This window comes from Ruegeria sp. CE12, assembly GCF_056537525.1.
This window is the reverse complement of record NZ_JBQFRS010000002.1, coordinates 715,285-735,287: the sequence shown is the minus strand read 5'-3', so window position 1 is coordinate 735,287 and position 20,003 is coordinate 715,285. Positions and strand designations below refer to the sequence as shown.

Below are 20,003 nucleotides of genomic sequence, written 5' to 3'. Positions count from 1 at the left end.
GAGGATTGATCCATGACCGGCGATCTGTTGAACGAAGTCGTCTCGGCCATTCCGATGCCTGCTCTGATGGTTGATCAGACTGAACGGATTATTGCGGCCAACACTGATTCAAGGACACTGCTGGGCCAGAATATCGTTGGCCGTCATTTTGCGACAATTCTTCGCCAACCTCAGGTAATCGAAGCAATTGAGCAGAGCCTGCGCTCTAAAGGCACTGCCAAAGCGCGGCATCTGTCGAATGATGGTGCGCAGGACACAACGTTTGAGATTCAGTGCCGGTATATGAAAGGGGTTGGTGCCGTCGAAGGTGGTGCGGTGTTGGCGACGTTTCAAGACGTCACACATCTGGAACAGGCAAGCCAGATGCGGCGGGATTTTGTCGCAAATGTCAGCCATGAGTTGCGTACTCCTCTGACCGCATTGATGGGCTTTATCGAAACTCTGCGTGGCCCTGCCCGAGAGGATGTAAACGCCCGTGATCGATTTCTTCAGATCATGAACGACGAAGCCAACCGAATGAACAGGCTGGTGGGTGATTTGCTGTCATTGAACCGTGTCGAAAGCGAAGAGCGGGTTCGACCGAAAGAGCAGCTGGAACTTACAGGTCTGCTGGAATCGACTCTCAATTCACTGCGCCCTCTGGCCGATGATGCCGGAGTGGTCTTGAAGTTGAACGCGCCGGATGCGCCGATTTCACTGGTTGGTGACAGCGATCAGCTGCGTCAGGTTTTTACCAATTTGATTGAGAATGCGATCAAGTATGGCGGTAGCGGCGGCAGTGTTGATGTGTTGGTGACCATTTCTGAACGCGATGCTGCAATGCGCGGACCTGCTGTTCGGGTCCAGATTGTGGACAAGGGACCGGGCATCGATGCGGTGCATCTGCCCAGATTGACCGAGCGATTCTACCGTGCCGACAGTCACAGATCCCGAGAACTGGGTGGGACCGGGCTTGGGCTGGCGATCGTGAAGCATATTGTGAATCGTCACCGCGGGCGACTTCGCGTGGAAAGCGATCTTGGTAAAGGTTCAGTCTTTACAGTGATTTTGCCGCGCTGAGGAACGGGTTTTGATCCGTTCGCCGATGACCTTACCCATCGTCAAGTTAAGAAAACCTAAGAAATTCGTGAGTTGTCATAAAACCGTTACGTATGTGTCACAAAAGGCTTACGCGCGGTACTTAGGGGTGCCGACAAGATCATCATGGGGGTGATCAATGTATATCATTACCAAGGAGACTGAGATGTCCTTTGTGAAACTGTCGGCTTCGGCGCTTGCTATCGCTGCCGTATCGGCCACTGCTGCTGCTGCTCGTGACCAAGTACAGGTTGCTGGTTCTTCGACCGTTCTGCCTTACGCGTCGATCGTTGCTGAAGCCTTCGGTGAGAACTTTGACTTCCCGACACCGGTTGTTGAATCGGGTGGTTCTTCGGCAGGCCTGAAGCGCTTCTGCGAAGGTGTTGGCGAAAACACCATCGACGTTGCAAATGCCTCGCGCGCCATCCGTGAAAAAGAAATCAAAGCTTGTGCCGAAAACGGCGTAACCGACATCATCGAAGTTCAGATCGGTTATGACGGCATCGTTTTCGCATCCGACATCAATGGCAACTCGTTCGAGTTCACCCCGGAAGACTGGTACAAAGCTCTGTCCGCTCAGATCGTTGTTGACGGCCAGCTGGTCGACAACCCGAATAAAACATGGGCCGACGTGAACCCTGCGTTCCCGACGCAGCCGATTGCTGCCTTTATCCCCGGCACCAAGCACGGCACCCGTGAAGTGTTCGAAGACAAAGTGATCCTGGCTGGCTGTGAGCATCTGGGAGACTTCGACGCTTATCTGGCCGCTGCAGAAGGCGACAGCGACAAAGCCAAGAAGAAAGCGGCTGAGAAAGCCTGTATCGCTCTGCGCACCGACGGCGTTTCGGTCGACATTGACGGCGACTACACCGAAACTCTGGCGCGTATCGACAGCAACAAAGACGGCATCGGCGTCTTTGGTCTGGCATTCTACGAGAACAACACCGACAAGCTCCAGGTTGCGACCATGTCGGACGTTGTTCCTTCGACCGAATCCATTGCTTCGGGCGAATACCCGGTTTCGCGCCCGCTGTTCTTCTACGTGAAGAAAGCCCACATCGGCGTGATCCCCGGCCTGAAAGAATATGCCGAGTTCTTCGTCGCTGACGAGATCGCTGGCCCCGACGGCCCACTGGCAGAATACGGCCTGGTATCTGACCCTGAGCTGGTCAAGGTCCAGGAAGCTGTTGCCAACGAAACCGTTCTGGGCGGCGGTTCCTAATCACCCTTGCTAACGGAACCGGGGCGATTTATGCGCGCCCCGGTTCTTTTTGACTCCAAGTCTGCCATTCCTACGGAGTTCTCATGGCGTTATCCTGGCTGTTGCTTATCCTGCTTGCGCTGGCAGTGATTGGATACTTTGCGGGTCGATCCCGCGCTCTGGCAAGTGTGGGAGGTGACACCCGCGATTTGCACTCTCTGCCATCCTACTATGGCTACAACGTTGCGCTAACAGCACTGGTTCCGGCCTTGGGCGTGTTGATTATCTGGCTCTTGGTGCAGCCGATGATCGTGAACAGCACAGTATCCGGCCTTATTCCTGATCAAGCGATCCCCGAAGGTTCAGATCGCGGCTTGGTCATGAGCGAGGTGCGCCGTGTAGCTTATGGTCTGGAAGGTGCCGTCGCGAGCGGTGCAATGACCGAAACACAGGCGCAGGACGGCAGCGCAGATATCGAGACCCTGACCAAAACGCTGAAAGATGCAGGACAGGTTCTGACACAGGATATTACGCAGCCCATTTTGGTGGCGGCGCAAAAGTTCCGTAGCATGACATCAACCGGCAAGGTTGCGATGCAAGTCGTCGTACTCGCTCTGGCGCTGCTTGGTGCTGCCTTCGCCTATGTGCGCACGCACAAGGAGTTCCGGGCCCGCAATGTGGTCGAGCAGGGCGTTCTGGCGCTGTTGCTGCTGGCCGCGTCAATCGCGATCCTGACCACGGTCGGCATTGTTCTGTCGATGTTGTTCGAGACAATGAACTTCTTCCAACTGCATTCTTGGAAGGATTTCTTCTTCGGCAGCACCTGGGCCCCGAACTTCCGCGGAGGTAGTGAGTTATCGATCCTGCCGCTGCTGTGGGGGACACTATATATCTCGGTAATCGCATTGCTGGTGGCCGTGCCGATCGGCCTCTTTGCCGCGATTTACCTTTCCGAATATGCATCGGGCGCGACACGGTCTATCGCCAAGCCCTTGCTTGAAATTCTCGCAGGTATCCCGACTATCGTTTATGGTCTCTTCGCGTTGCTGACCGTTGGTCCGGCACTCGTGTCGATGTTTGGCCAAGGCGGCACGCTGGGCGTCGGCTGGATGGCCAGTTCCAACGCAGTTCTGACCGCCGGGCTGGTGATGGGGATCATGCTGATCCCGTTTGTGTCATCGCTGTCGGATGATATCATCAATGCCGTGCCACAATCCATGCGCGATGGTTCGCTGGGTCTTGGCGCAACCCATTCCGAAACTGTGCGCAGTGTAATTCTGCCTGCAGCGCTGCCGGGTATCGTCGGAGCAGTTCTGCTGGCCGCCAGCCGCGCCATCGGTGAAACGATGATCGTTGTTATGGCTGCTGGAGCAATTGCCAAGTTCTCGGGCAACCCGTTCGAGGCTATGACCACAATCACGACGCGGATCGTGAGCCAGTTGACCGGGGACACTGACTTTGCCAGCCCCGAAACGCTGGTCGCGTTTGCGCTGGGTCTGACCCTGTTCATCATCACGCTGGGGCTGAACATCTTCGCCCTCTACATCGTACGCAAATACCGGGAGCAGTACGAATGACCGATATTTCCCAAACACCTGGCGCTGCTCCGACCGCTAAACCTAAGAGTGGTTCGCTGTTCGAAAAGGACGCGCGCACTAAGCGGCGTAACGCGGCTGAAAGCCGGTTCAAGATGTACGGTATCGCCGCCATCGGTATCGGGCTGCTGATGCTGATCGTGCTGGTGACGAACATCGTGACCGCTGGCACCGGGGCCTTTCAGCAAACCTATCTTGAACTGGATGTCGACCTGAAAGCCGACAAGCTGGACAAGAAGGGCAATCGCAACATCGAGGATATCAAGAAGGTTTCGACCTTCGGTTATGCGCCTCTGATTGCTTCTGCCTTGGAAGCTGAAGTTGCAAAACTTGGTATTCAGACTGATTTGTCGGCCAAGGACATGGGCAAAATCCTGTCCAAAGCAGCCCAAGCTGAGTTGCGGAACTACGTGATCGCCAACCCTGATGAGATCGGCAAGACGGTCAGCTTCCGTTTTCTGACCAACAGCCGCGTTGATGGCTACATGAAAGGCCGCGTAACTCGCGAGTCGATCGCGAACGACAAGAGTATCTCGGTCGAACAGCTTGATTTCGTTGACCAGTTGCGGGATGCCGGAGTTCTGTACAAAGCGTTCAACCCGGACTTCATCCTTGGTGCTGATGCGTCCGACCAACGGCCCGAGGCTGCGGGGATCGGTGTGTCCATGCTGGGTTCGCTGTTCATGATGTTTGTGGTTCTGGCGCTGGCGTTGCCGATTGGTGTTGCGGCCTCGATCTACCTTGAGGAATTTGCACCCCAGAACCGGCTGACGGACATCATCGAGGTCAACATCTCGAACCTGGCTGCTGTGCCGTCCATCGTGTTTGGTATTCTGGGTCTGGCTGTGTTCATCAACTACATGCACCTGCCGACGTCCGCTCCTCTGGTGGGTGGTCTGGTGCTGACGCTGATGACCTTGCCGACGATCATCATTTCGACCCGCGCGTCGTTGAAGGCGGTTCCGCCGTCGATTCGGGATGCGGCTCTTGGGGTAGGGGCCTCGAAAATGCAGGCCGTGTTCCATCATGTACTGCCGCTGGCCGCGCCCGGCATCCTGACCGGTACCATCATTGGTCTCGCGCAGGCGCTGGGGGAAACTGCTCCGCTGCTGCTGATCGGGATGGTAGGCTTTATCGCCTCGAACCCGCCCGACGGTATCGTTGCCGGCTTCCTGTCCCCGAACTCGGCCATGCCGGCGCAGATCTACGAATGGTCCAAGCGTGCCGACCCGGCCTTTTATGAACGCGCATGGGGGGGCATCATCATTTTGTTGATCTTCCTCGTCACAATGAACACGATTGCGGTCATCCTGCGCCGCCGCTTCGAACGCCGCTGGTAAGTGGAGGCTAAAATGAACGACATGTCACGAGTGGAGAGAACTGTGGACTCCAAAGATATCAAGATCGCCGCGAAGAACGTTCAGGTCTACTATGGCGATACTCACGCCATCAAAGACGTAGACGTGGAAATCGAAGACAAGACGGTTACCGCCTTCATCGGTCCTTCGGGCTGCGGCAAGTCAACGTTCCTGCGTTGTCTGAACCGGATGAATGACACCATCGATATCTGCCGTGTCAAAGGGGATATCCTGCTGGATGGTGAGGATATCTATGACAAGCGAGTCGACCCGGTTCAGTTGCGGGCAAAGGTTGGCATGGTATTCCAAAAACCAAACCCGTTTCCGAAATCGATCTACGATAACGTAGCCTACGGCCCGCGCATTCATGGCCTTGCTAAGAACAAGGCGGAACTGGATGAGATCGTTGAAAAATCTCTGCGCCGTGGTGCAATCTGGGATGAGGTAAAGGATCGCCTCGACGCTCCGGGAACCGGATTGTCCGGTGGTCAACAGCAACGTCTTTGCATCGCACGCGCCGTGGCAACCGCACCCGAAGTTCTGCTCATGGACGAGCCATGCTCAGCGCTTGATCCGATCGCAACCGCTCAGGTCGAAGAACTGATTGATGAACTGCGCGAACGCTACTCGGTGGTGATCGTGACCCACTCGATGCAGCAGGCCGCGCGCGTCAGCCAAAAAACCGCGTTCTTCCACTTGGGCAATCTGGTCGAGTTTGGCGAAACTGGTCAGATCTTCACAAATCCGGTCGATCCTCGCACGGAAAGCTACATTACAGGCCGTATCGGCTGAACACAGGTATTCAGATATGACCGAACAACATATTGCATCCGCATTCGACCGGGATCTCGAAGCCATTCAGGCACACATCATGAAAATGGGTGGTCTGGTCGAGGCTGCGATTATGGGCGCTGCGCGCTCACTGGAAACACGTGACGAAGAACTGGCGCAAGAAGTACGTCAGGGCGACAAGGCCATTGACGCGTTGGAAGACGTTATCAACGAAGAAACCGCGCGCCTGATCGCATTGCGGGCCCCCACAGCGGGTGACTTGCGGTTGGTTCTTTCGGTGTTGAAGGTTTCGGCCAACCTGGAACGTATCGGCGACTATTCCAAAAACATCGCCAAGCGGACTACGGTTCTGGTCAATGCCGGCGAGATCAACGGCAGCGCTGCCGCCTTGCGCCGCATGGCACGAGAGGTTGAGGTTATGCTGCGTGACGCTCTGGATGCGTACATCCAGCGTGATGCCGAGCTGGCCACCGACGTGATCGAGCGCGATGAAGAAGTCGACCAGATGTACAATGGTCTGTTCCGCGAGTTCCTGACCTTTATGGCGGAAGATCCTCGCAACATCTCTTCGTGTATGCACCTGCATTTCATCGCCAAGAACATCGAGCGCATGGGCGACCATGTCACGGCAATTGCCGAGCAGGTCGTGTACCTCGTGACAGGTGAGCGCCCGACCGAGGCGCGGCCCAAAGCCGATACCACGTCGCAAACCGCCTAGGAGACAAGACAATGTCCGCTGATCAGCCAACAGTTCTGGTTGTAGAGGATGAATTGGCGCAGCGCGAAGTGCTGGCCTACAATCTTGAGGCCGAAGGCTTCCGCGTTTCCAAAGCGGCCAGCGGCGACGAAGCCATGCTGCTTGTGGATGAAGACAGCCCAGACATCATTGTTCTGGACTGGATGATGCCCAATCTCAGCGGAATCGAGGTTTGCCGGCGCCTGAAAACGCGCCCGGATACACGTTCGATCCCTATAATCATGCTGTCAGCCCGCAGTGAAGAGGTGGACAAGGTTCGCGGCTTGGAAACCGGCGCAGACGACTATGTGGTCAAGCCGTATTCGGTAGTCGAACTTATGGCTCGCGTCCGGACCCAGTTGCGCCGGGTACGTCCGGCGACGGTTGGTATCCGGCTGGAGTTCGATGACATCATCCTAGACTCGGAAACCCATAAGGTCAGCCGTGGCAACAAGCCTCTGAAACTTGGTCCCACAGAGTTTCGGCTGCTGAGTACGTTCATGGAAAAACCGGGCCGGGTCTGGAGCCGAGAGCAACTGCTGGATCGGGTGTGGGGCAGGGACATCTATGTTGATACCCGCACCGTGGATGTCCACATCGGGCGACTGCGGAAAGCACTCACACAGCACGGTGGCGAGGATCCTGTGCGCACAGTTCGAGGCGCTGGATATGCCTTGGGCTGAAGCCTATCGCGGCAGCGTTTCCTCGGTCTGTGCCTGAGAAGCAAGCCAGTGCCGGAACTCTCGCAAAGACGGGTCATTGGATTTGGATTTAGGCCAGACCAGATAATATGCGCCCATGGTTTCCACGGCATCTGGAAAGACAGCAATCAGTTTGCCTGTCGCCAGATCCTGCTCGATCAAATAGTTCGGTAGCAGCGCGACACCAAGGCCATGCAACGCAGCCTGATTGATGGTTGTAAACTGATCATGAACTGTGCCGGGCAGGGCATCCGGATGATGAACGCCCATTTGGCGAAACCATTCCTGCCAGGCTGCCGGGCGGGTCTGTATGTGCAACAATGGCAGTTTCAGAAGATCAGCGGGTGAACGAAGTCGCCCGGTCGGTAGCAAGGAAGGCGAGCAAACCGGTAGGACGCGTTCGACACTAAGCAGAAGGCGCTCTGTTCCCGGCCAGTCAGGTTCACCAAAATGTAGTGCTGCATCAAATGGTTCTGCGGTAAAGTTAAATGGCCGCAGGCGCGTTGACATGTTGATTGTGATATCAGGATGCAAGCGCGCAAAGTCAGGTAAGCGTGGAACAAGCCAACGCATACCGAAAGTAGGTAGGATGGCCAGGTTCAGGGTACCCCCAACGGGCGCAACGTGAAGTTTCAGCGAAGCCTGTGCAATGTGGTTCAATCCCTGCCGAATTTCGGCGACGTATTCCTGTGCAGCCGGCGTCAGTGATAGGCGTTTTCTGTCCCGGCTGATCAGTTCCACACCCAATTGATTTTCCAGTGTTTGCAACTGGCGGCTGACTGCACTTTGAGTAAGCGCAAGTTCGTCAGCCGCCGCAGAAGCTGATCCAAGGCGGTCCAGTGCTTCAAGCGCACGGAGCGAAGAGATTGACGGGAAAAGGCGTCGGGTGGTTTCCATATATGCGATATACTCATGGAAACATGCAAATGTCTCGCTGTTTTTTGCGGTTTTGTCAGGGTAGGGTTCGGCAAACAGATTTAAGGAGCTGTAAGATGAACGCCCCAGAAACTAAACCTGTCCTTCGCGCAAAAGATGCTCCGGACCTTGGTAACTTTACTTGGGACGATCCATTCCGTTTGTCCGATCAGTTGAATGAGGACGAACGCCTGATCGCCGATAGTGCACGTGCGTATGCGCAAGAGAAGCTACAGCCGCGCGTTACCAAGGCGTTTGAGAATGAGGAAACTGATCCCGGAATTTTCCGCGAAATGGGCGAAATGGGCCTGTTAGGGACTACTATTCCCGAGGAATACGGTGGGATTGGCGCGGGCTATGTAACCTATGGGCTGGTTGCTCGTGAAGTTGAGCGCGTGGATTCTGGTTATCGTTCGATGATGTCAGTTCAAAGCTCATTGGTGATGTATCCGATCTATGCCTACGGCAGTGAGGAACAGCGCAGGAAGTATCTTCCAAAGCTCGCAAGTGGCGAATGGATCGGCTGTTTTGGTCTGACTGAGCCTGACGCCGGATCTGATCCCGCCGGCATGAAGACACGCGCAGAAAAGATTGATGGCGGTTACCGTTTGACCGGTAGCAAGATGTGGATTTCCAACTCACCGATTGCGGATGTGTTCGTGGTCTGGGCGAAATCTGACGCACATGACGGTAAAATCCGAGGCTTTGTGCTGGAGAAAGGCATGAAAGGCCTCAGTACGCCAAAGATTCAGAACAAGCTGAGCCTGCGCGCATCGATCACCGGTGAAATCGTGATGGATGGCGTTGAGGTAGACGAGGGCGCCTTGCTGCCGCACGTTCAGGGCCTCAAAGGACCATTTGGTTGCCTCAACCGTGCGCGTTATGGGATCAGTTGGGGTGTGATGGGATCAGCTGAGTGCTGCTGGCATGCAGCTCGTCAATACGGTTTGGACCGGAAGCAGTTCAATCGTCCTTTGGCGCAAACGCAGCTGTTCCAGCGCAAACTGGCTGATATGCAGACCGAGATAGCGCTGGGTCTTCAGGCCAGCTTGCGTGTTGGCCGTCTGTTAGATCAGGCCGAAGCAGCACCAGAGATGATTTCGATCGTAAAGCGCAACAATTGCGGCAAGGCACTGGATATCGCTCGGATGGCGCGTGACATGCATGGTGGCAACGGAATTTCGCTGGAATTCCAGGTCGTGCGGCACATGATCAATCTGGAAACTGTAAACACCTATGAAGGGACGCATGACGTTCATGCGTTGATACTAGGGCGGGCACAAACCGGGCTGCAGGCGTTCTACTGAACCATATGACAGATATCGTGTAATCGGTATTATGTAATTTATAGTATATATGAGCACCGCCAATGTTCGCATTGGCGGTGTTTTTACAAGATGTTACGCTGTGATTTGAAACAGATACAGCGGGCCCCCAGATGGAACTTAAAGACAAAGTAATTGTCATTACCGGAGCTGCCGGTGGTATTGGCAAAGGACTGGCTGAGCGGTTCGCCCGCGAAGGTGCACGTATCGTCTGTGCAGACTTGAATTTTCCCGAAGCTCAAGCAGTCGCTGATGCGATCAACGGCAAAGCCGTCAAATGCGATGTTTCCAGTGAAGATGACATCCAGGCGTTGATCGAAACCGTCGAAAGTACACTAGGGCCAATCGACCTCTTTTGTGCCAATGCAGGAATTCTGACTCTTGGCGGACTTGAGGTGCCGAATGAAGATTGGGACCGAATCTGGAAAATCAATGTCATGTCGCATGTGTGGGTCGCACGTCATCTGGTGCCAAGGATGGTTGAGCGTGGTCACGGCTACATCATGACAACTGCATCAGCTGCTGGCTTGTTGAACCAACCTGGCGCTGCTCCATATGGGGTCACCAAACACGCAGCCGTTGGTTTTGCCGAGTGGCTTTCTCTGACTTACGGCAATCAAGGTATACGCGTTTCGGTACTGTGTCCGCAGGCTGTTCGATCCGAGATGACGCGCGGACACGAAAATTCGGTTGCCGCAATCGATGGAATGCTTGAGCCCGAAGATGTGGCGCAGGCCTGTGTAGAAGCAATCGCTAAAGAGCGGTTCCTTGTTTTGCCGCATCCGCAGGTACTCGATTATATGCGTTTGAAAACAGCTGACTATGATCGATGGCTGGGCGGAATGCGGAAGCTAAATCAACAGTTTGCCGGTGAAACCTAAGATCTTTTTTGTGGTTTGCGCAACAGCCCTTCCTGTGCCACCGACGCGACAAGAGTGCCATCCTGGGAATAGATTGACCCGCGGTTAAAGCTACGTCCCTGCCCCGTCCATGGCGACTCCATAGAATACAAATGCCAGTCCTGAAACTGAACTGGCGCGTGGAACCACATCGCGTGATCGAGGCTTGCGCCATTGATTTCACCGGTAAACCAGCTGAGCCCATGCGGGCGCATGCCCGAGCTCAACAGGCTCATATCCGATGCATATGCCAACAAAAGGTGTTGCGTCACCTGGCTTGCTTGATCGGCGGCCTGCATCCGGAACCATATATGGTTATGATCATCTGCTTTCTCTGGCTGAAACAGGTCCAGCGGCTCAATTTCTCGCACGTCAATCGGACGTTCACGTAGGAATTCCGTGCGTAGCCTTTCAGGGACGCGAGGCAGATATCTTTGCCTTAACTCATCCCGCGTGGCGTGCTTTTCCGGCGGTTCCACGTCCGGCATTTTATGCTGGTGATCCCAGCCGTCATCCTGAATGTGAAAAGATGCCGACATGTTCAGGATTTGCTTTCCGTGTTGAATGGCAACAACGCGACGGGTTGTAAATGAACCTCCATCTCGTGCCCGATCAACTTGATATATAACCGGAATCTCTGGATCGCCGGGCCTTATGAAATAAGCATGTAGCGAGTGACACAAACGATCCTCAACGGTCCGATACGCTGCCGCCAATGCCTGTGCGATCACCTGTCCGCCAAATATGCGCATTGGCGTCTCACCGCCCGATCCGGTGCCGCGGAACAGATCGACCTCAAGGCGCTCAATGTTCAACAGGTCCAGCAGAATGCGTTCGGCTTCAGTCATATCCGACTCTCCGGTTTGGTTTTGCCATCGGGTAGCAGCCCTACGGCCCTCATTCAATCAATGCCCCAAGGACAAGCCCCTTGAGTTCTGATCGCGACGGGTAGGAGCTGGACGGCGAAAGTTGGGTGAAGAACACACAAGTGAAATCATTCTCACGGTCAATCCAGAAGAAAGTTGAGGCCATTCCACCCCAACTAAAGTCGCCAACAGAGCCCGGCGTGCGGGCACGTGCCGGATCGAGAACGACGGCGCCGGCCAAACCAAAGCCCATGCCTTCCATAGGTTGTTCAGCAAAGCTATGCGGCCCCATTGATGCGATGTCACCGGGTAAGTGATTGCGCATCATGAAGTCGACGGTCTTTGAACCCAGTAGTCTGTTGCCGTTGAATGCTCCCTTGTTTCGTAGCATCTCTGCAAATCTGGCATAGTCGTCGATCGTTCCGACCAATCCTCCGCCACCGGAAAATGTTGAGGCATTCTCGAACGGTGAATGACCGGGCTGATCCGTCAGACGCAAAGTTTCCCCACCGCTATTAGCCGCATTCAAGGCCATCGCGTCACCTTCTAGCGGGGTGTAGAGCGAGGCAAATCGATCCCCTGCCCCTGAGGGTACGGAAAAGGCAGTCTCCTGCATCCCCAATGGCGCAAATATTTGTTCTGCGAAGAACTGATCCAGCGTTTGTCCCGATACGATTTCGATCACACGCCCGATTACATCAATCCCGACCGAATATTCCCATTGAGTTCCCGGTTTAAATGCGAGCGGGAGTTGCGCCAACTCTTTGACTTTGTCTGCCAAGTGCCCTTGGTTTGGCCCAAAAATCAGGTCCAGCTCATCCATTGCCGCTGGCAAAATGCCGGGGTTGAATGGATAGCTTAAACCGCTGGTATGGGTGAGTAACTGGTGCAGTGTGGGTGTCGGAGCATCTTCGGTTTGATCAATGCGCTCAGCATTTGGGACCAAGGCCTGCATGTTCCGAAATTTTGGGATGAACTCTGAAACGGGTGCTGCCAGATGGAAAAATCCGCGCTCTGCCAGCATCATCAATGCGACAGATGTTATTGGTTTGGTCATCGAGTATATTCGGACCAGGGTATCCCGTTTGAATGGTAGATTGTTCTCGACGCTGCGCTGCCCACAGGTGTGAAAAAATGCTTCTCGTCCACGTTGGTGCAGCAATATTGAACTGCCTGCGTATTTTCTTTGGTCTACATAGCCTTGCATCCAATCACGAATGCGATCCAATCGTGCTGTATCAAAATTTGCTGTCACGATCCCTACCCGCTCAATACCCTTATCTGAGGTGATCTTGCCGCCTTGTCCAATGAAACGACAGACAAAAATGAAAGAGTTTGCCTGAAAGGCTAAAGCAGTATCGGCGCATGCACAGTGACGCTGCTAAACTGAAACAGGTAAAGATTCGCAGTTTTTTGTTTTTCCCCGCATCAAAGTTCTATTTCGGAGTAAGATCATGCCGCATAGTGTTGATTTTATGTATGATTTTAGTAGTCCCAATGCGTTTCTTGCGCACAAGGTGCTACCGGATCTGATCAGTCGCCGCTCGGCCGATCTGCGGAATGTTCCGATACTACTAAGTATTGTTTTTAAGGCGACGAATAACCAGAGTCCCTTTCAGGCATTTGCGGAGAACAGACAAAAATCGGCTTACCTGACGCATGATCTACACCGTTTCGCGCGACGTCGCGGAATTAGCTTTCACATGAGCCCGCATTTCCCGCTGAACACAAAATTCGCGATGCGAGGTGCCGTGTTTGCGATGGGTAAACCATGGGAAAACAAATACATAGACGCCATTTTTGACGCAATTTGGGTGCATGGCCAAAAGATCGATGACCTTAACGTTTTGTCTGATGTTCTTCAGGAAAATGGTCTTCCTATAAGAAAGATCCGTGAAGCGATCTCGAGCGCCGACATCAAACAGAAGTTGAAAGATCAAACCAAGGCAGCGGTGAGGAGTGGTGTGTTTGGCGTACCCAGCATGTTCGTCGGGCCCGAGATGTTCTTTGGAAAGAACAGCCTGGGAAATCTGGACCTTGAGCTTTCGCTGGACAAGTAGGCTCTAAGGCCGCATCCCCAATTCGTGCGCTGCAGACTTCAATCTTTCAGCGTGTTCATTTTCCAGTTCTTCCGGTGTGACATAGAAACTAGGCCCACCGATATTCAGGCCGAAGAACCGGTCATCTTGCGGTGAAGGAACTGGAACAGAGATGGCATGAACATCGTCGCGCCAGAGTGAGTATCCGGTGCAATACCCATGCCTATCATATTCATCTTGCGCAGTTTTTATCGAATCTTGCAGCTGAACCCTACCCAAGCCGAGATCTTGTTTTGCGGCTTCGATTGCTGCCTCTTGGCGGTCTTGGGACATTCCAACCAGAATGGAGCGGCCCATTGCCGAGGTGAACAATGGCAGGCGTGATCCGACATGCATGGTTAGCGCAACATTCTCGGTCGATCTATTTACCGCCACATAGATCACTTCGGCGCGGTGGGCTTCACCCAGTGCGACTGTAAGATAGGGGTTCGCTCCGCTTCTTAGATCGCGCAACACGTCCGTAGCACGCTCACAAATATCTGTTCCGGCCAAGACGCTGAAACCCAGCCTCAGAACCCCTGCCCCAAGCCTGTATGAGCCCCCGGGATGATCCTGAACCAAATAGCCAAGTTGGCAGAGTGTGTGGGTCAATCGAGAAATCGTGGGTTTCGGTAAACCTGTTCGATCAGAGAAATCGGTGTTGGTTAAAGCTGCCTCACCATGGCGATAACAACGCAGAATTTGCAGGCCACGCGCCAGCGAAGTGACAAAGTTCCTGTCTTTTTCCCCTTGACCGGGTTCGGCTAGATCATCTGTGGCCATACGCGTTTCCGATCACTTCAATGCTGACAACCCATGTTGTGCAAAAACAGGAACATAGGCGCCAAAGGCCTGCGCGCGTGCAGGATCAGATGCATTCCCATCGAGTGCGCGCTTGTAGACCCCTTGCAGGATGCCCGCCATACGAAAGAAGTTGAAAGCAAGGTAAAAGCCGAAGTTTTCTATACCGGATATCCCGCGACGCTCGCAATATCTGGCGATAAAGGCTTGGTCCGATGGTAGGCCAAGGCTATCGCGATCGATATCAGCAAGCCCCCGTCCCTCTCTACCCGGCGGCATTTGCCATTGCATGATGACAGCAGCCAAATCGGCATATGGATGGCCGATCGTTGACAGTTCCCAGTCCAGAACCCCGATACAACGGCTGCCGTCACGCTCGAACATCAGGTTGTCGATCCTGTAGTCACCATGCACCAGAGTTCTCTGACCATCATCTTCCGGAATCGAGGCTTCCAACGCAGAAATCAGGGCGTCCATATCTGCAATCTCGTTGGTTTCCGAAGCCCGGTACTGTTTGGTCCAACGCGCAATCTGACGTTCAAAGTAGTTTCCCGTCGGTCCATAGTCAGACAATCCAACCGCATCGATATCGACCATATGAAGCTCGGCCAGAACCCGGTTCATTTCGTCCAGTATTGCAGTTCGGGTTTCGTTGGATTCGCCTTTCATCGTCGGCTCTAGAAAGGTTCGCCCCTGCAAATGTTCCATTACATAGAAGGCTGATCCAATGATGTCGTCATCTTCGCATAGCAGATACATCTTGGGCACCGGCACCTTGCTGCCTGCAAGAGCGCTCTGCACACGAAACTCACGGTCAACAGCATGAGCCGATTTCAGTAAGACACCAGGAGGTTTTCGCCTTAAAACAAAGCTTTTATCTGGAGTTCTTAACTCAAAGGTGGGGTTGGATTGCCCCACTGCAAACTTTTTAGCCTCCAGCGGGCCACGATAACCGTCCAGGTGATTTGCCAAATAGGCGTCGACAGCATCAATATCCAACGTATCGGTGCTCATAGCGCATCGGCAAAAATATTGCCGCCTGTTACCACGTTGATACCGCCAGAGACCGGGACCACCGAACCGGTCACATAGCTGCCACCGCGGCCGCAAAGGAACAACAAGCAGCCCGCGATGTCTTCGTCGCGGCCTACTCTGCCCAGCGGCACGGATTTGCCTACCTTCTCTCTCTTTTCTTCGTCTGCTGTCGCGAAGGCCGTCATCCGCGAGACAAATGGTCCGGGGGCCAGAGCATTAACCGTAACGTTGTACGGGGCAAGTTCCTTGGCCATGATCCTTGTAAGGTGAATGACTGCCGCCTTTGAAGCCGAATAGCTGTAGGCCCCGTCTCCCATAGGAACTTCACCCATAACTGACGCAACATTAACCACACGCGCAGGATCGTCACCGGACCCTGATTTCATCAAGAGAGGCAGCAGCTTTTGCGTCAGGTCAAAGATACCGGCGACATTGACCGACATGACCTTTTCCCAAGCATGATAGGGAAACTGACCCAGCGGGGCACCCCAACTGATACCCGCATTATTCATCAGAATATCAAGGTGTTCCGTCCGGTTTTTAATTTCCGATACCAGTGCGTCAATGCCTTCTTCTGTACTGATGTCACCTGAAAAACCCTCTGCAGATCCCTCGGCATCGAGTGCGTTCAATTCTGCCGCCACAGCCTCACAGGAGTCTCCCTTTCGCGACGCGATCAACACTCTAGCGCCTGCCCGCACCAGCGCCTCGGCGGCCATGCGCCCGATACCTGTTGCACCGCCGGTGACCAGTGCAGTCTTACCCTGCAGGGAAAAGAGTTGTTCAGGGGTCATAGGGTGTCCTTTTCTAATCGACTGCTCTGTGTTGCCCGTTCTTACACAAATACACCCTCTCAAACCGAGGCTGTTTCGCTGTGCAGAATTACATTTCGCTAAATTCTTGACAACACATGCACGTGGTTCAACTTTCTGTGCTTAACAGAGGCAATTACGAGAGACTCAAATGCAAGCATTACTCAGCGTCGCGCCAGGAGGCCCCGAGACTCTTGAATTGACCACAATGTCCGATCCGGAGCCGAAAAAGAACGAGTTGTTGATCAGAGTGCGGGCAGCAGGCGTCAATTTCCCGGATACACTGATTATTCAAGACCTTTATCAGATGAAGCCACCTCGCCCGTTTGCGCCAGGTGGTGAGGTTTCGGGTGAGGTCATCGCAACCGGATCTGGGGTTGAAGGTTTCCGGGTGGGTGATCGCGTTCTGGCGCTAACCGGCCATGGCGGATTTTCAACGCATCTGTGCATCAATGCATCTTCGGCGATCAAGTTTCCCGAGACGATGCCGTTTGAAGATGCTGCCTGCTTTATCTTCACGTACGGCACCTCCTACCACGCCCTGAAAGACCGGGCGGCGTTGAAACCCGGAGAAACGCTGTTGGTACTCGGGGCCGCCGGTGGCGTTGGGTCTGCAGCGATTGAGCTTGGGAAAACCATGGGCGCACATGTAATCGCTGCGGTCTCTTCGGAGGACAAGGCCAAGTTCTGTCGCGAAATTGGCGCTGATGAAACGATCATCTATCCGCGAAAGCTCGACAGGGACGCACAGAAGGCTTTGTCAGCGGAGATCAAGCGGCTTTCCGGTGGTGAAGGTGTCGACGTGATCTATGATGCCGTAGGGGGTGAGTATGCTGAACCAGCGCTGCGCAGCATGGCGTGGAATGGTCGGTATCTGGTGGTTGGTTTTCCCGCAGGCATTCCCAGCATCCCCCTGAATTTGCCTCTGCTTAAAGGTTGTCAGATCGTTGGGGTCTTTTGGGGAGCTGCAGTGTTTCGCGACCCTCAGGGCCACGCCGAAAATATAGGCGAGCTGTTTCAGATGTACCTGAACGAAAAGATAAAGCCTCGGATCAGCGCAAGTTATCCGCTGGATAAGGCGGCTGAGGCGTTAGACTTGCTGACGCAGCGATCTGTTCTCGGAAAGGTTGTTGTCACAATGGACGATTGACCAACAATCTTTCAGCTCTCCCGACAAGACTGGCCACAGAGATTCACCAATGCTCGCCTCATAAGAGCAATGCTGGTGGACAGCCCCACCTTTTCGCGTTTAAGAGAAAGTATGGGGATAGTGAGATAATGCACAACGTTCTGGTTTTGAATGGCCCGAATCTCAACCTGCTAGGAACGCGGCAGCCTGAGGTTTATGGCCACACGACACTCAAGATGATCGAAGACCTGTGCGTTTCGCACGGCAACTCGATTGGGCTGACTGTATCGCATATGCAGTCAAATCACGAAGGCGCATTGATCGATGCGATACATGCCGCTCGTGGTGTGCAGGCCGGGATCGTGCTGAATGCCGGAGCTTTCACGCATACATCTGTGGCGCTGATGGATGCTATTTCTTCAGCCGAAGTGCCGGTTGTTGAAGTTCATCTTTCCAACATCCACGCGCGCGAAGCATTTCGCCACAAATCCTACATCGCACCAGTAGCCATCGGACAGATCTGCGGCTTTGGGGCCAAGGGGTATGTGCTGGCCCTTGATGCGTTGGCAGCTCATCTAAGTGATGGGGGCAGCGGATGAACCTTCATGAATATCTGAACTTCGTAAGTTATTCCACGACGCTTGAAGAGCTTTGGGATGGGCATTGTCGTCAGATGGCGGGATACGGTTTCGACCGCCTGCTCTACGGCTATACACAGTACCGGACAGAAACGTCGCTGGGTGATCCCGAAGACTTTGTGATACTGACCAATCATGGCGAAGGGTATCTGGAGGGTTTCCTGAAAGATGGCCTATACTTTAACGCTCCGATGTTGAAATGGGCGTTGAACCACGAAGGTGCTGCCAGCTGGAGCATGATCCATGAGATGATGTCCAGCGGTGTAATGACACCAGCAGAACGCAAAGTTTTTGATTACAACAAGTCCAAAGGCGTTACAGTCGGCTATACCGTCAGCTTCAACTCGGTCTCGGTACGTTCAAAGGGTGCGATCTCACTGTCGGACAGTAGTGGCCGAACGCAGGATGACCTAGATGCGCTCTGGGAGGAGCATGGTGACGACATTCTGCTTATGAACAATGTTGTGCATCTCAAGATTCTGACCCTGCCCTATAACGCGCCCAATCGCGCTTTGACAAAACGTCAGAAAGAAGCACTGCAATGGGTTGGTGATGGTAAGACCACGCAGGATATCGCCCTGTTGATGGGGCTCACATCGGCCACAGTTGAAAAGCACCTTCGACTCGCGCGTGAGGCTCTGTCAGTCGAAACAACGGCTCAGGCTGTGCTGAAGGCATCGCTTCAGAACCAGATATTCGTCATGGAAGCCTGAGAGTAAAATCGGCGCTAATCCGCGTCAATTTACCTTAGGTAAGGAAATCATGACTTTTCGAATCTGGGCGTAAAATTGCAAAGTGATACTGTTCCGTGAGTGGTGGCTTTAGCCAGGGAACATTTGGTCGGATCTTTGCAATTCCAGAGCTCTCCGATCGCTCTGACAAAGGGGCGCCTATTCGTCCGCGTACCTGTGTCGGAAATTTTGGGGGGCCTCGACCATCCCCATCATGCGGGGCCCCTCAATCCAAATTATGATTGTTCTCAAGCTGCGCCTTCTGGGCGCTTTTTTTGTTCAGGCTTTTCCCTCGACATTAAAAAGCCGGCTACGCCTTGGGCGTAACCGGCTCTTTTTCGATCACGGTCGCCCGTGAAATCGCGGGCTTAGCCCTGAGCTGCCTTGGCAACTTCGGCTGCGAAGTCTTCTTTTTCGACTACGATGCCTTCGCCAACTTCCAGACGGACGAAACCGGTGATGGTTGCGCCTGCTTCTTTGGCCGCTGCTTCAACGGTCAGGTCAGGGTTCACAACAAACGCCTGGTTCAGCAGTGTCGATTCCGCGACGAATTTCTTCATACGGCCTTCGATCATCTTTTCGATCACCTGCTCCGGCTTGCCGGATTCGCGGGCGATGTCCATCTGAACCTGCTTTTCTTTCTCGACAACAGCCGGATCCATGTCCGCTTCGGACAGAGCGGCAGGGTTCACAGCTGCGATGTGCATCGCAACCTGCTTGCCGATGGTTTCGTCACCACCCGACAGAGCAACCAGAACGCCGATTTTACCCATGCCATTGGTGGCTGCGTTGTGGACGTAGGAAACAACGGTGTCGCCCGACAGTTTGGCCATGCGGCGAACCGACATGTTTTCACCGATGGTCGCGATTTTGTCGGTCAGGGTGTCAGCAACGCTCTTGCCGCCCAGATCGGCCGCCAGCAGAGCTTCGACATTGTCGACGCCTTCAGCTGCGTATGCGATCTTGCCGACCATTTCCTGGAACTCAGCGTTTTTCGCGACGAAGTCGGTTTCCGAGTTCACTTCAACAGCAACACCGTTGCCACCGTCGACGTGGACTGCAACCAGACCTTCAGCTGCGGTACGGCCCGATTTTTTAGCCGCTTTGGCCAGACCTTTGGTGCGCAGCCAATCAACGGCTTCGTCCATATTGCCGCCGGATTCGGTCAGCGCTTTTTTTGCGTCCATCATGCCTGCGCCGGTCGAGTCGCGCAGTTCTTTAACCATTGCTGCTGTGATTGCCATCTTTTGGCTCTCCTCAATTCAAACGGAATTGGGGCAGGTCTACCCTGCCCCATATGTCATTTACGTGACG

The 20,003-nt window shown here is 54.1% G+C and carries 20 protein-coding genes; 13 read left to right on the top strand and 7 right to left on the bottom strand.

What is annotated here, in order from left to right:
• Nucleotides 1-12 precede the first annotated feature (12 nt).
• From ACR0IO_RS08500 to phoB, 7 genes are all read left to right on the top strand, one after another.
• Nucleotides 13-1,059 carry a sensor histidine kinase gene (locus ACR0IO_RS08500; RefSeq protein ID WP_480740776.1) on the top strand — a complete coding sequence of 349 codons (1,047 nt, stop codon included), beginning with the start codon at nucleotides 13-15 and terminating at the stop codon, nucleotides 1,057-1,059.
• 184 nt (nucleotides 1,060-1,243) lie between these two features.
• Complete coding sequence (locus ACR0IO_RS08495) at nucleotides 1,244-2,299, top strand: substrate-binding domain-containing protein (protein WP_480740774.1); 1,056 nt, start codon at nucleotides 1,244-1,246, stop codon at nucleotides 2,297-2,299.
• 83 nt (nucleotides 2,300-2,382) lie between these two features.
• Nucleotides 2,383-3,855 (top strand): phosphate ABC transporter permease subunit PstC, encoded by a 1,473-nt coding sequence (gene pstC / locus ACR0IO_RS08490; RefSeq protein WP_155143165.1) that lies wholly within the window; start codon nucleotides 2,383-2,385, stop codon nucleotides 3,853-3,855.
• Nucleotides 3,852-5,213 (top strand): phosphate ABC transporter permease PstA, encoded by a 1,362-nt coding sequence (pstA, locus tag ACR0IO_RS08485; protein WP_480740771.1) that lies wholly within the window; start codon nucleotides 3,852-3,854, stop codon nucleotides 5,211-5,213. The genes pstC and pstA overlap by 4 nt, the downstream gene beginning before the upstream one ends.
• Nucleotides 5,214-5,225: 12 nt before the next feature.
• A complete protein-coding gene (pstB, locus tag ACR0IO_RS08480) occupies nucleotides 5,226-6,023 on the top strand; it encodes a phosphate ABC transporter ATP-binding protein PstB (protein WP_155143167.1) in 798 nt (265 codons plus the stop codon).
• 16 nt (nucleotides 6,024-6,039) lie between these two features.
• The gene (phoU, locus tag ACR0IO_RS08475; RefSeq protein ID WP_155143168.1) at nucleotides 6,040-6,741 is read left to right on the top strand and encodes a phosphate signaling complex protein PhoU; all 702 of its coding nucleotides are present in this window, start codon (nucleotides 6,040-6,042) and stop codon (nucleotides 6,739-6,741) included.
• Between the two features lie 11 nt (nucleotides 6,742-6,752).
• Nucleotides 6,753-7,442, top strand: a complete 690-nt coding sequence (phoB, locus tag ACR0IO_RS08470) for a phosphate regulon transcriptional regulator PhoB (protein ID WP_155143169.1) — start codon at nucleotides 6,753-6,755, stop codon at nucleotides 7,440-7,442.
• 3 nt (nucleotides 7,443-7,445) lie between these two features.
• Here the strand turns inward: phoB and ACR0IO_RS08465 are convergent, their stop codons facing one another.
• Entirely contained in the window at nucleotides 7,446-8,357 is a 912-nt protein-coding gene (locus tag ACR0IO_RS08465) for a LysR family transcriptional regulator (RefSeq protein ID WP_155143170.1), read from the bottom strand.
• 95 nt (nucleotides 8,358-8,452) lie between these two features.
• On the opposite strand from ACR0IO_RS08465, the gene ACR0IO_RS08460 reads away from it, so the two are divergent.
• Complete coding sequence (locus tag ACR0IO_RS08460; RefSeq protein WP_480740766.1) at nucleotides 8,453-9,682, top strand: acyl-CoA dehydrogenase; 1,230 nt, start codon at nucleotides 8,453-8,455, stop codon at nucleotides 9,680-9,682.
• 131 nt (nucleotides 9,683-9,813) lie between these two features.
• Complete coding sequence (locus ACR0IO_RS08455) at nucleotides 9,814-10,581, top strand: SDR family oxidoreductase (protein WP_480740764.1); 768 nt, start codon at nucleotides 9,814-9,816, stop codon at nucleotides 10,579-10,581.
• Here ACR0IO_RS08455 and ACR0IO_RS08450 read toward each other — a convergent pair.
• Together ACR0IO_RS08450 and ACR0IO_RS08445 are read right to left on the bottom strand one after the other, a co-directional pair.
• Nucleotides 10,578-11,447, bottom strand: coding sequence for an acyl-CoA thioesterase (locus tag ACR0IO_RS08450; RefSeq protein ID WP_480740762.1), 870 nt, complete (start codon nucleotides 11,445-11,447; stop codon nucleotides 10,578-10,580). The genes ACR0IO_RS08455 and ACR0IO_RS08450 overlap by 4 nt on opposite strands.
• A 49-nt stretch (nucleotides 11,448-11,496) precedes the next feature.
• Nucleotides 11,497-12,672, bottom strand: coding sequence for a serine hydrolase domain-containing protein (locus ACR0IO_RS08445; protein WP_480740869.1), 1,176 nt, complete (start codon nucleotides 12,670-12,672; stop codon nucleotides 11,497-11,499).
• A 247-nt stretch (nucleotides 12,673-12,919) separates the two neighbouring features.
• Between ACR0IO_RS08445 and ACR0IO_RS08440 the strand changes: the two genes are divergently transcribed.
• Nucleotides 12,920-13,525 carry a DsbA family protein gene (locus tag ACR0IO_RS08440; protein WP_480740760.1) on the top strand — a complete coding sequence of 202 codons (606 nt, stop codon included), beginning with the start codon at nucleotides 12,920-12,922 and terminating at the stop codon, nucleotides 13,523-13,525.
• 3 nt (nucleotides 13,526-13,528) lie between these two features.
• Here ACR0IO_RS08440 and ACR0IO_RS08435 read toward each other — a convergent pair whose 3' ends face one another.
• From ACR0IO_RS08435 to ACR0IO_RS08425, 3 genes are read right to left on the bottom strand one after another with little or no spacing between them, the layout of a single operon-like run.
• The gene (locus ACR0IO_RS08435) at nucleotides 13,529-14,326 is read right to left on the bottom strand and encodes an IclR family transcriptional regulator (RefSeq protein WP_480740757.1); all 798 of its coding nucleotides are present in this window, start codon (nucleotides 14,324-14,326) and stop codon (nucleotides 13,529-13,531) included.
• 12 nt (nucleotides 14,327-14,338) lie between these two features.
• Complete coding sequence (locus tag ACR0IO_RS08430) at nucleotides 14,339-15,358, bottom strand: phosphotransferase family protein (RefSeq protein ID WP_480740755.1); 1,020 nt, start codon at nucleotides 15,356-15,358, stop codon at nucleotides 14,339-14,341.
• Nucleotides 15,355-16,173 (bottom strand): SDR family NAD(P)-dependent oxidoreductase, encoded by an 819-nt coding sequence (locus tag ACR0IO_RS08425; protein ID WP_480740752.1) that lies wholly within the window; start codon nucleotides 16,171-16,173, stop codon nucleotides 15,355-15,357. Before ACR0IO_RS08425 ends, ACR0IO_RS08430 begins: the two co-directional genes overlap by 4 nt.
• 169 nt (nucleotides 16,174-16,342) lie before the next feature.
• Here ACR0IO_RS08425 and ACR0IO_RS08420 point away from each other — a divergent pair, with 169 nt between their 5' ends.
• The 3 genes from ACR0IO_RS08420 (at nucleotide 16,343) to ACR0IO_RS08410 (ending at nucleotide 18,671) form a co-directional block, all read left to right on the top strand.
• On the top strand, nucleotides 16,343-17,341 hold the full coding sequence (locus ACR0IO_RS08420; RefSeq protein WP_480740750.1) for an NADPH:quinone oxidoreductase family protein: 999 nt from the start codon (nucleotides 16,343-16,345) through the stop codon (nucleotides 17,339-17,341).
• A gap of 128 nt (nucleotides 17,342-17,469) precedes the next feature.
• On the top strand, nucleotides 17,470-17,919 hold the full coding sequence (gene aroQ, locus ACR0IO_RS08415; RefSeq protein WP_155143179.1) for a type II 3-dehydroquinate dehydratase: 450 nt from the start codon (nucleotides 17,470-17,472) through the stop codon (nucleotides 17,917-17,919).
• Nucleotides 17,916-18,671, top strand: coding sequence for an autoinducer binding domain-containing protein (locus tag ACR0IO_RS08410; RefSeq protein ID WP_155143180.1), 756 nt, complete (start codon nucleotides 17,916-17,918; stop codon nucleotides 18,669-18,671). Before aroQ ends, ACR0IO_RS08410 begins: the two co-directional genes overlap by 4 nt.
• Nucleotides 18,672-19,057: 386 nt before the next feature.
• Here the strand turns inward: ACR0IO_RS08410 and tsf are convergent, their stop codons facing one another.
• The gene (gene tsf / locus ACR0IO_RS08405; protein ID WP_480740747.1) at nucleotides 19,058-19,933 is read right to left on the bottom strand and encodes a translation elongation factor Ts; all 876 of its coding nucleotides are present in this window, start codon (nucleotides 19,931-19,933) and stop codon (nucleotides 19,058-19,060) included.
• Between the last annotated feature and the right edge of the window lie 70 nt (nucleotides 19,934-20,003).

What these genes read in the sequence shown, in the direction of transcription:
- ACR0IO_RS08500 (WP_480740776.1), top strand. Translation starts at nt 13, where the DNA reads ATGACCGGCGATCTGTTGAACGAAGTCGTCTCGGCCATTCCGATGCCT.
- ACR0IO_RS08495 (WP_480740774.1), top strand. Translation starts at nt 1,244, where the DNA reads ATGTCCTTTGTGAAACTGTCGGCTTCGGCGCTTGCTATCGCTGCCGTA.
- pstC (WP_155143165.1), top strand. Translation starts at nt 2,383, where the DNA reads ATGGCGTTATCCTGGCTGTTGCTTATCCTGCTTGCGCTGGCAGTGATT.
- pstA (WP_480740771.1), top strand. Translation starts at nt 3,852, where the DNA reads ATGACCGATATTTCCCAAACACCTGGCGCTGCTCCGACCGCTAAACCT.
- pstB (WP_155143167.1), top strand. Translation starts at nt 5,226, where the DNA reads ATGAACGACATGTCACGAGTGGAGAGAACTGTGGACTCCAAAGATATC.
- phoU (WP_155143168.1), top strand. Translation starts at nt 6,040, where the DNA reads ATGACCGAACAACATATTGCATCCGCATTCGACCGGGATCTCGAAGCC.
- phoB (WP_155143169.1), top strand. Translation starts at nt 6,753, where the DNA reads ATGTCCGCTGATCAGCCAACAGTTCTGGTTGTAGAGGATGAATTGGCG.
- ACR0IO_RS08465 (WP_155143170.1), bottom strand. Translation starts at nt 8,357, where the DNA reads ATGGAAACCACCCGACGCCTTTTCCCGTCAATCTCTTCGCTCCGTGCG.
- ACR0IO_RS08460 (WP_480740766.1), top strand. Translation starts at nt 8,453, where the DNA reads ATGAACGCCCCAGAAACTAAACCTGTCCTTCGCGCAAAAGATGCTCCG.
- ACR0IO_RS08455 (WP_480740764.1), top strand. Translation starts at nt 9,814, where the DNA reads ATGGAACTTAAAGACAAAGTAATTGTCATTACCGGAGCTGCCGGTGGT.
- ACR0IO_RS08450 (WP_480740762.1), bottom strand. Translation starts at nt 11,447, where the DNA reads ATGACTGAAGCCGAACGCATTCTGCTGGACCTGTTGAACATTGAGCGC.
- ACR0IO_RS08445 (WP_480740869.1), bottom strand. Translation starts at nt 12,672, where the DNA reads ATGCAAGGCTATGTAGACCAAAGAAAATACGCAGGCAGTTCAATATTG.
- ACR0IO_RS08440 (WP_480740760.1), top strand. Translation starts at nt 12,920, where the DNA reads ATGCCGCATAGTGTTGATTTTATGTATGATTTTAGTAGTCCCAATGCG.
- ACR0IO_RS08435 (WP_480740757.1), bottom strand. Translation starts at nt 14,326, where the DNA reads ATGGCCACAGATGATCTAGCCGAACCCGGTCAAGGGGAAAAAGACAGG.
- ACR0IO_RS08430 (WP_480740755.1), bottom strand. Translation starts at nt 15,358, where the DNA reads ATGAGCACCGATACGTTGGATATTGATGCTGTCGACGCCTATTTGGCA.
- ACR0IO_RS08425 (WP_480740752.1), bottom strand. Translation starts at nt 16,173, where the DNA reads ATGACCCCTGAACAACTCTTTTCCCTGCAGGGTAAGACTGCACTGGTC.
- ACR0IO_RS08420 (WP_480740750.1), top strand. Translation starts at nt 16,343, where the DNA reads ATGCAAGCATTACTCAGCGTCGCGCCAGGAGGCCCCGAGACTCTTGAA.
- aroQ (WP_155143179.1), top strand. Translation starts at nt 17,470, where the DNA reads ATGCACAACGTTCTGGTTTTGAATGGCCCGAATCTCAACCTGCTAGGA.
- ACR0IO_RS08410 (WP_155143180.1), top strand. Translation starts at nt 17,916, where the DNA reads ATGAACCTTCATGAATATCTGAACTTCGTAAGTTATTCCACGACGCTT.
- tsf (WP_480740747.1), bottom strand. Translation starts at nt 19,933, where the DNA reads ATGGCAATCACAGCAGCAATGGTTAAAGAACTGCGCGACTCGACCGGC.